Source organism: Methyloceanibacter marginalis (assembly GCF_001723295.1).
Classification (GTDB): domain Bacteria; phylum Pseudomonadota; class Alphaproteobacteria; order Rhizobiales; family Methyloligellaceae; genus Methyloceanibacter; species Methyloceanibacter marginalis.
This window is the reverse complement of record NZ_LPWD01000094.1, coordinates 1-8,347: the sequence shown is the minus strand read 5'-3', so window position 1 is coordinate 8,347 and position 8,347 is coordinate 1. Positions and strand designations below refer to the sequence as shown.

The 8,347-nt window shown below is 64.7% G+C and carries 7 protein-coding genes and 2 pseudogenes; 5 read left to right on the top strand and 4 right to left on the bottom strand.

Annotated features, from left to right (window positions below):
* The 3 genes and pseudogenes from secA to AUC71_RS04285 all read right to left on the bottom strand — a co-directional run.
* Nucleotides 1-2,662: pseudogene (gene secA / locus AUC71_RS04295) on the bottom strand (preprotein translocase subunit SecA); the annotation flags it as partial.
* 213 nt (nucleotides 2,663-2,875) lie between these two features.
* Nucleotides 2,876-3,409, bottom strand: a complete 534-nt coding sequence (locus AUC71_RS04290) for an arsenate reductase ArsC (RefSeq protein WP_069623268.1) — start codon at nucleotides 3,407-3,409, stop codon at nucleotides 2,876-2,878.
* A gap of 15 nt (nucleotides 3,410-3,424) precedes the next feature.
* Nucleotides 3,425-3,766: an ArsR/SmtB family transcription factor gene (locus tag AUC71_RS04285; RefSeq protein ID WP_069623267.1), complete on the bottom strand. Its 342-nt coding sequence runs from the start codon at nucleotides 3,764-3,766 to the stop codon at nucleotides 3,425-3,427.
* Between the two features lie 239 nt (nucleotides 3,767-4,005).
* Between AUC71_RS04285 and AUC71_RS04280 the strand changes: the two genes are divergently transcribed.
* The 4 genes from AUC71_RS04280 to AUC71_RS04265 are packed head-to-tail and all read left to right on the top strand — an operon-like array spanning nucleotide 4,006 to nucleotide 6,706.
* A complete protein-coding gene (locus AUC71_RS04280) occupies nucleotides 4,006-4,800 on the top strand; it encodes a peptidylprolyl isomerase (RefSeq protein ID WP_158007693.1) in 795 nt (264 codons plus the stop codon).
* A 17-nt stretch (nucleotides 4,801-4,817) separates the two neighbouring features.
* Nucleotides 4,818-6,056 carry a bifunctional glutamate N-acetyltransferase/amino-acid acetyltransferase ArgJ gene (gene argJ / locus AUC71_RS04275; RefSeq protein ID WP_069623265.1) on the top strand — a complete coding sequence of 413 codons (1,239 nt, stop codon included), beginning with the start codon at nucleotides 4,818-4,820 and terminating at the stop codon, nucleotides 6,054-6,056.
* Between the two features lie 7 nt (nucleotides 6,057-6,063).
* On the top strand, nucleotides 6,064-6,510 hold the full coding sequence (gene mutT, locus AUC71_RS04270; RefSeq protein WP_069623264.1) for an 8-oxo-dGTP diphosphatase MutT: 447 nt from the start codon (nucleotides 6,064-6,066) through the stop codon (nucleotides 6,508-6,510).
* Nucleotides 6,497-6,706 (top strand): Flp family type IVb pilin, encoded by a 210-nt coding sequence (locus AUC71_RS04265; protein ID WP_069623263.1) that lies wholly within the window; start codon nucleotides 6,497-6,499, stop codon nucleotides 6,704-6,706. Before mutT ends, AUC71_RS04265 begins: the two co-directional genes overlap by 14 nt.
* Nucleotides 6,707-6,712: 6 nt before the next feature.
* Here AUC71_RS04265 and AUC71_RS04260 read toward each other — a convergent pair.
* A pseudogene (locus AUC71_RS04260) lies at nucleotides 6,713-7,643 on the bottom strand (class I SAM-dependent methyltransferase).
* Between the two features lie 42 nt (nucleotides 7,644-7,685).
* Here AUC71_RS04260 and AUC71_RS04255 point away from each other — a divergent pair.
* On the top strand, nucleotides 7,686-8,207 hold the full coding sequence (locus tag AUC71_RS04255) for a double zinc ribbon domain-containing protein (protein WP_141701441.1): 522 nt from the start codon (nucleotides 7,686-7,688) through the stop codon (nucleotides 8,205-8,207).
* Nucleotides 8,208-8,347: the final 140 nt, after the last annotated feature.

Genomic DNA, 8,347 nt, shown 5'->3' with positions numbered 1-8,347 from the left:
CGGCGGCGGCTGGTTGCGGCGCGCGCGTGCTTGACAGCGCCGCCGCCCGCGGGCCCGGCGCCCGCCGCTTCCAGGGCGAACTCGTCTTCGCCGGTGGTCGGATCGAAGTGATGGGCCTCCATGGGCGGCAAGTCCGCCCCCTCCAGAGAAGGAGCATCATCTTGGGGGCGAGCTCCACATGCATCAGCTGCCCGGTCACCGCCTCGCGCAGACGGGACAGCATCCCCTCGAACAGGGTGAAGCTCTCGCTCTTGTACTCGTTGAGCGGGTCGCGCTGGCCGTAGCCGCGCAGGCCGATCACCTGGCGCAGATGTTCGAGCGTAATGATGTGCTCGCGCCATAGCCCGTCGATGGTCTGCAGCAGAACGGCGCGCTCGAGCTGGCGCATGATCTGCGGGCCGAACTGCGCCGCCTTCTTGGCGGCGGCTTCGTCGGTTGCCTTGATCAGCCGCTCGTGGATTTCCGCCTCGCCGATGCCTTCCTCGTCGGCCCAATCGGCGACGGGCAGATCGAGGCCGAAGATGTTGTTTACCTGGTCCTTCAGCCCGGCGAGGTCCCACTGTTCGGGGTAGGACTTTTCGGGGATCGCTTGGGCGACCAGGTCGTCGACCACGTAGCGGCGCATCTCGGCGACGGTCTCGTTCAGGTCCGCGTCGCCCAGGAGCTCGCGGCGCTGCTCGAAGATCGCCTTGCGCTGGTCGTTCATCACATTGTCGAATTTGAGCAGGTTCTTGCGAATGTCGAAGTTGCGCGCCTCGACCTTCGCTTGCGCCTTCTCCAGCGCCTTGTTGATCCAGGGGTGGACGATGGCTTCGCCGTCCTTGAGCCCGAGCGTGCGCAGCATTCCGTCCATGCGCTCCGACCCGAAGATGCGCATGAGGTCGTCCTCGAGCGACAGGAAGAAGCGGGAGCGGCCCGGGTCGCCTTGGCGGCCTGAGCGGCCGCGCAGCTGATTGTCGATGCGCCGGCTTTCGTGACGCTCGGTGCCGATCACGTAAAGGCCGCCCGCATCGAGCGCCTCTTTTTTCTTCTTGGCGATGTCGGCCGCGATCTCGGTGCGCCTCTTCTCGATCTCCTCCGGCGTGGGCTCCTTGCCCTTCTCCGCCTGCTCGGCGAGCCAGCTCTCGATTTGCATATCGGGATTGCCGCCAAGTTGAATATCGGTGCCGCGGCCCGCCATGTTGGTGGCGATGGTCACCGAGCCCGGCACGCCGGCCTGGGCGATAATAAACGCCTCTTGCTCGTGATAGCGCGCGTTGAGCACGTTGTGCGGAACCTTGTCCTTCTTTAGCAACTCCGACAGCACCTCGGACTTTTCGATGGAGGTGGTGCCCACCAGCATGGGCTGGCCGCGCTTCTGGGCGTCCTTGATGAGCTCGATGATCGCCAGATATTTCTCGTTCGCCGTGCGATAGACCTCGTCGTCCTCGTCGTTGCGGACCATGGGCATGTTGGTCGGCACCTCGACCACGTCGAGGCCGTAGATGTCCATGAACTCGTCCGCCTCGGTGGCGGCCGTACCGGTCATGCCGGCGAGCTTCTCATAGAGGCGGAAGTAGTTCTGGAAGGTGATGGTGGCGAGCGTCTGGTTCTCGGGCTGGATGGTCACATGCTCCTTGGCCTCGAGCGCCTGGTGCAGACCTTCCGAATAGCGCCGGCCGGACATCATGCGGCCGGTGAACTCGTCGATGATGACGACCTCGTCATTCTTCACGATGTAGTCGCGGTCGCGCAGGAACAGCTTGTGGGCGCGCAGCGCCTGCTGCACATGATGCACGATGCTGACGTTTTCCACGTCGTAGAGGGACTCGCCCTTCAGCAGGCCGGCCTCGCTCAAGAGCTGCTCGACATGCTCGTTGCCCGCTTCGGTGAGCGTCACGTGGCGGGTCTTCTCGTCGAGCTCGTAGTCCCCTTCGACCAGCTTGGGAATGAACACGTCGATGGTGGTGTAGAAGTCCGAGCGGTCGTCGAGCGGCCCGGAAATGATGAGCGGCGTGCGCGCTTCGTCGATGAGAATGGAGTCCACCTCGTCGACGATGGCGAAGAAGTGGGCGCGCTGCACCATCTCCTCTTTGGTGTACTTCATGTTGTCGCGCAGATAGTCGAAGCCGAATTCGTTGTTCGTGCCGTAGGTGACGTCGCAGGCATATTGCGCCTTGCGTTCCGCGTCGTTCATGTCGTGCACGATGGTGCCGACGGTCAGCCCCAGAAATTCGTAGACGGCGCTCATCCAGGCGGCGTCGCGGCTGGCCAAATAGTCGTTGACGGTGACGACATGGACGCCGCGGCCGGCGAGAGCGTTGAGATAGACGGGCAGGGTGGCCACAAGCGTCTTGCCTTCACCGGTCTTCATCTCGGCGATGCGGCCCTCGTGCAGCACCATGCCGCCGATCAGCTGCACATCGAAATGACGCTGATGAAGCGTGCGCTTGGCGGCCTCGCGGACCGTGGCAAAGGCTTCCGGGAGTAAATCGTCGAGGGTCTCGCCGCCGGCGAGGCGCTTGCGGAATTGGTCGGTACGGGCGCGAAGGTCTTCGTCGGACAGCGCGGCGGTTTCGGGTTCAAGCGCGTTGATGGCCTCGACCGCGCTTGTGAACGTCTTGAGCCTACGGTCGTTGGCGGAGCCGAAGACTTTGGTGGCGAAGTTGCCGAAGGAAAGCATCGAACCTTATGCCTCTTATGGCCTGAGCCGGGCCGATTGGGGCTGTGGTGAAACAAACCCTCTAGGTCCGTGGCTGACGATGTGTGGTGATCCCCGGCGAATGCTCGCCAAACCGTCTTCGGAAAATGACGAAAAATGCCGGGGATCAACGCGGTTGAGACATAAGAGGCGCCCTTACCCTTGTCAACGCGACGTGGGGGAGCAGGCGGCGGCTCAGGCCGGCTCCTTGGCGGCGGAAACGCCGGCCTTGCCGATGTCGTCCAGGTGCTTTTGGAGGGAGAGCTTGCTCAAGCTGGCAAGTGGCAGGTTGACGAAGATCGAGATGCGCTGGTTCAGCATACGGAAGCAGTCGTCGAAGGCGAAGGCCTTCTCCGCTTCGGTGCCCTCCACAGCGGCAGGATCGGGCAAACCCCAATGGGCGGTCATGGGCTGGCCCGGCCAGACGGGACACACCTCGTTCGCGGCGTTGTCGCACACGGTGAACACGAAATCGAGCTTCGGCGCGTCCGGGCCGGCGAACTCTTCCCAGGATTTGGAGCGGAGGCTCGAGACGTCGAAATTCGTCTTTCGGAGCAGGTTCAGCGCCCGGGGATTGACTTCACCGGTCGGCATGCTGCCGGCGCTATAGGCGTGAAATTTGCCCATCCCCTCGCGGTTCAGCAGGCATTCGGCCAGGATCGAGCGGGCCGAGTTGCCGGTGCACAAGAAGAGCACGTTCAACGGGTCGTGACTGTTGGCAACGTTCATGGCGGTTTCCTCCAGTTATTCCGAACAACACGCAGAGAGTGTGGACTCGATCACCGGCCCGCAAACGGCAGGCTCGCCTTGGCAGCAATCCTCCACCAGGAAGGAGAGCAGGGCCCGGGTGCCATCGAGGTCCACGGCGTAGATCACGGAACGGCCGGCTTTCCGGGCCTGCACGAGCTTGGCGCGGCAGAGGATGGCAAGGTGCGATGACATTGTATTGTGAGGCACGCCGAGTGCCCGGGCGATATCGCCGGCGGCCATTTCCTTGCTGCCGGTGCGGATGAGCAGGCGAAAGACTTTGAGCCGGCTTTCTTGGGCCAACGCGCTCAAGGCGGATACGGCGTGGGATATGTCCATAATTCTGGAAATATAGACGAGAATGGGCGGGCGTCAATTCCTGCCGCTTGGCAATGGCCGGGGCCAACGCTAAGAAGGGCGTTGGGGGAAGCGCCCAAACCCGCGCGCCACGCCATTCGTTGAGCGAATGGCGCGCAGAAGACGAAGGATAAAATCCTGTGAAAACTTGGTCAGCCTTGCTGCTCCTCGCAGCGTCCGTTTCTTTTGTGCCTCTCGCCACCGCTGCCGACGACGCCGTCGTGGCCCGTGTCGATGGGGTGGATATCAAGCAGTCCGATCTCGACTTCGCCGCCTCCGAGGTGGGTCCTCGGCTGGGCAATTACCGCCCCGAGGACCGCAAGCGCGTGCTTCTGCAATTCGTCATCGAGAACGAGCTGATGGCCGCGGCCGGCAAGAAGGAGAATCTGGACCAGACCGACAACTTCGACGCACGGGTCAAGTATCACCAGCGGCGCGCACTGCGCGATGCATACTTTGACGCGAGCATCTCCGGCGCGGTGGAAGAGGCGGACGCCAAGAAGATCTACGAAGACAAGATCGCCAAGACAAAGCCGGAGCAGGAAGTGCATGCCCGGCATATTCTCGTCGGCACCGAGGACGAAGCGAAAAAGGTGAAGGAACGCCTGGAAAAGGGCGAGGACTTCGCCGCTGTGGCCAAGGAAACGTCGAAGGACACGAACGCCGAAGGCGGCGATCTCGGCTTCTTCTCCCGCGGCCAGATGCTGAAGCCGTTCGAGGAGGCGGCCTTCGCGCTCGACGTTGGCAAAATTTCCGATCCGGTGCAGACGCAGTTCGGCTGGCACATCATCAAGGTCGAGGAAAAGCGCGATCAGAAGCTGCCGAGCTTCGATGAGGTCAAGGAAGCCATCAAGACCCAGCTCGTGGCCCAGAAGGCGCAGGCCGTGGTCACGGATTTGCGGAACGGGGCCGAGATCGAGATCGTCGACCCGGACATCAAGCGGTCCATGGACGACGCCGCCATGCGAGGCGAAGCGCCGCCCCTGCCCGATGAAGAATTCGACGAGGACCATTAAGCCTCCAGCGATGAGCCTTGGCTAAGATCTCGCCTTTCGCGCCACCCGACCTGCCCGCGCTACCGGCGATCGAGGGGGTGCGCTTGGCCGCCTGCGCGGCCGGTATCCGCTATCCTGGACGCACGGATCTCCTGCTCGCCCTCTTCCAGCCGACGACCACGGTCGCCGGCGTGTTCACGAGGTCAAAGACCGCATCCGCGGCGGTCGAGTGGTGCCGGGAGCATTTGCGCCACGGCATGGCGCGCGCGCTGGTGGTCAATTCCGGCAACGCCAACGCCTTCACCGGCATGCGCGGACGCGAGGCGGTGAAAGAGACCGCGCAGGCCGCGTCGCGCGTGGCCGATTGTCTCGAGGCGGACGTGTATATCTCGTCCACCGGGGTGATCGGCGAACCGCTCGATCCCGGCAAGTTCGTCGGCCGGCTTGTCGAGCTTGCCGATCGGGCCGAGCCGGACGCCTACCAGATGGCGGCACGGGCGATCATGACCACCGACACGTTCCCCAAGCTCGCCACGCGATCCTGCGAGATCGGCGGGGTCACGGTGACGCTCAACGGCATCGCCAAGGGCGCGGGCATGATCGCGCCGGACATGGCGACCATGCTGGCCTATCTGTTTACGGACGCGGCGATTGAACCTGCCGCGCTCCACGAAGTCATGGCGCCGCTCGTCGAAGACAGCTTCAACGCCATCACCATCGACAGCGACACCTCGACCAGCGACACGGTGCTGCTGTTCGCCACCGGCGCGGCGGCGGCGCGCGGTGCCCCGCGGATCGCGCATGGCGATGACCCCCGCCTCGAAGGGTTCCGTGCGGCGCTGTTCGATCTGATGCGCGATCTCGCCCATCAGATCGTCAAGGACGGCGAGGGGCTCACCAAATTCGTGAAAGTGACGGTCACCGGCGCCGAGTCGAAGGCAGCCGCCCGCGTCATTGCCAAGTCCATCTGCAACTCTCCTCTGGTGAAGACGGCTCTTGCCGGCGAGGACCCGAATTGGGGCCGCATCGTCATGGCGGTTGGCAAGGCGGGCGAGCGGGCCGACCGCGACAGGCTGGCGATCTGGTTCGGCGATATCGAGGTGGCCAAGGACGGCGAGAGGGCGTCGACCTATGAAGAGGCGAAGGGCGCGGCCTATATGAAGCGTCCCGAGATCGATATCGCCGTTGACGTGGGCGTGGGTGAGGGGCGGGACACCATGTGGACCTGCGATCTCACCAAAGAGTATATCGCCATCAACGCCGACTATCGGTCGTAAGCCGCGCATGGGGCACGACGGCGGAAAGCGCGTCATGCTCGTTGCGGCCTGCGTGTTGATCGATGCGCAAGACCGCCTGCTCATCACCCAGCGGCCGGAAGGAAAGCCGCTCGCGGGCCTGTGGGAGTTCCCGGGCGGCAAGGTGGAAAGGCACGAGACCCCCGAGGCCGCGCTGATCCGGGAGCTCAAAGAGGAGCTCGGAATCGCGGTATCGGAGCCGGGACTCATTCCCTTAACTTTTGCCAGTCATGCTTACCCCTCGTTTCATCTGCTCATGCCGGTCTACGCGTGCCGGCGCTGGCAGGGAGACATGACGGCGCATGAGGGCCAGGCGCTCGCCTGGGTCGGCGCCGAAGCGCTGTCCGCCTACGCCATGCCGCCGGCGGACGAACCATTGAAAGAGACGCTGCCAGGTCTCTTGAGACTGCTAGGGGAGAGCGATGCGGGCGACTGAGAACGAGCAGCAAGAAGGGTTCAAGGCACGGCTCGGGACTGTGCTGTGCGCCTTTGCGTCGGATTGCTCCGGCGCCACGATCGTCGAGTATGCCGTCTTATTGGCCGGTCTCTGCGCTGCCGTCCTAGCCGGGGTCGCTGCGTTGGGAGGTGGCTTAGAGACCGCTTTCGGACAAATCGCCGGGTTGCTCGGCTAGACGCTTCTATCCTTCTTCGTCTTTGGATGTTTTTCGGAACGGTGCCTTGTCGCCGGCCGCATGCTCCTGCGTGTGAAGGGCGTCGGCGAGCCGCGCCCGCGCGCTGCCGGGCTTCAACGGCTGCTGCTGACTGGCATGCGGCGCCCATCCGCTGAAGAACACGAATTGGAACGTCGCGGTGATCCTACCGTCCGGCGTGCTGTATCGTTCGCGATAAATGTCCTCGGCGCGCGTTAGCGTGCGGCGGTGAAGCGGCGCCTTGCTGCGGCCGTCAACACATTGCCGCCGCCAAGCGCGCGCACCTCGCGCATCAGTTCGCGCGGCGAGGGGTAGACGACGGTCAGGTCCTCCGCGTCCGCCACCGGCAGGGCGAAGCCGCGCGCTGCAGCAGCGCTCCGTAAGCGCGCACGTCGCCAAACGGCGAGACGCGCGGGGAGGCGCCGCCCTCCAGCTCGCCTTCGGCCTCGAGCAGGCATTCGCGCAGTTCGATCAGCGCCCGGGCACCGAGGGCCGCGGCCATGAACAAGCCATCGGGAGCGAGCGCCCGCCGGATTTGGATGAGGCTGCCGGGCAGGTCGTTGACGCGGTGCAGCGCCAGACCCGAGACGACGAGGTTCAGGCTTGCGTCCTTGAAAGGAAGCAGATCCTCGTCGCAGACAAGCGCCGGCCGGGGGCACAGCGCGGCGTAGTCGTACACGCTCTCGGCATAGATCATCTCGCCCACGGATGGCAGCGCACCGACGGTGCGGCCCAAGAGACCGTGAAACGCCCCGAGATCGAGGGCGCGCGGGAAGTCTCGCAGCATGATCTCGACGCGCTCGGCGATCTCGCGGGCCACATGCGCAATCAGAAACTCGCGCTCCGCGACCTCGTGGGCAAAGCGGGCGCGGCGCTGGCGCAGCAGGCGACGGTCGAAGAGGGTCTGGTCGTCGCTCATGACGCCTCCCGCGCGGCTCTCCGGCGCTGTATGATGCGTGCCATGTCGATGAGCCAAATACAGTCTCCGCGCAGGCTCGCGTGGCGCTCGGCGCTCGGCGCGGCCGCGGATCTGTTGCTGCCGCCGGTGTGCATCGGCTGCCGGGCGCGCGTCCAGTCCCATGGGCTTCTGTGTGGCGATTGCTTCGCCGGAATCGAGTTCATCGCGCCTCCTCTTTGCGCCCGGCTCGGCGTGCCGCTGCCTTACGACGTGGGCACGCCGTCCTTGTCGGCGGCGGCGATCGCCGCGCCCCCAGTCTACGACCGGGCGCGGGCCGTGGCGCGCTATTCGCAGACCATGCGCGATCTGATCCAGAGCTTCAAATATCGCGACCGGCAGGAGGGGCTCGCCCTTTTCAGGCGCTGGATGGCACACGCGGGCGCCGAGCTTCTGGCCGACGCCGATCTGATCGTGCCGGTGCCGCTCTATCGCTCGCGCTGTGGTGGCGGCGCTTTAACCAGTCCGCCCTTTTGGCCCAAGGCGTGGCGCGGCTGGCGAGCGTGCCTGCCGATTGCTTCGTGCTGAAGCGCGTGCGGCGTACGGCAAGTCAGGTGGGGCTCACGGCCGAGCAGCGCAAACGCAATGTGGCCGGCGCTTTTAGGGTGGACCCGGGGCGCAAGTCCGAGCTCAAGGGCAAAAAGATCGTCGTGGTCGACGACGTCATC

Excerpts from the sequence above, each read along its gene's own strand:
- AUC71_RS04290 (WP_069623268.1), bottom strand. The coding sequence starts at position 3,409 with ATGAACGTTGCCAACAGTCACGACCCGTTGAACGTGCTCTTCTTGTGC.
- AUC71_RS04285 (WP_069623267.1), bottom strand. The coding sequence starts at position 3,766 with ATGGACATATCCCACGCCGTATCCGCCTTGAGCGCGTTGGCCCAAGAA.
- mutT (WP_069623264.1), top strand. The coding sequence starts at position 6,064 with ATGGGGCACGACGGCGGAAAGCGCGTCATGCTCGTTGCGGCCTGCGTG.
- AUC71_RS04265 (WP_069623263.1), top strand. The coding sequence starts at position 6,497 with ATGCGGGCGACTGAGAACGAGCAGCAAGAAGGGTTCAAGGCACGGCTC.
- AUC71_RS04255 (WP_141701441.1), top strand. The coding sequence starts at position 7,686 with ATGTCGATGAGCCAAATACAGTCTCCGCGCAGGCTCGCGTGGCGCTCG.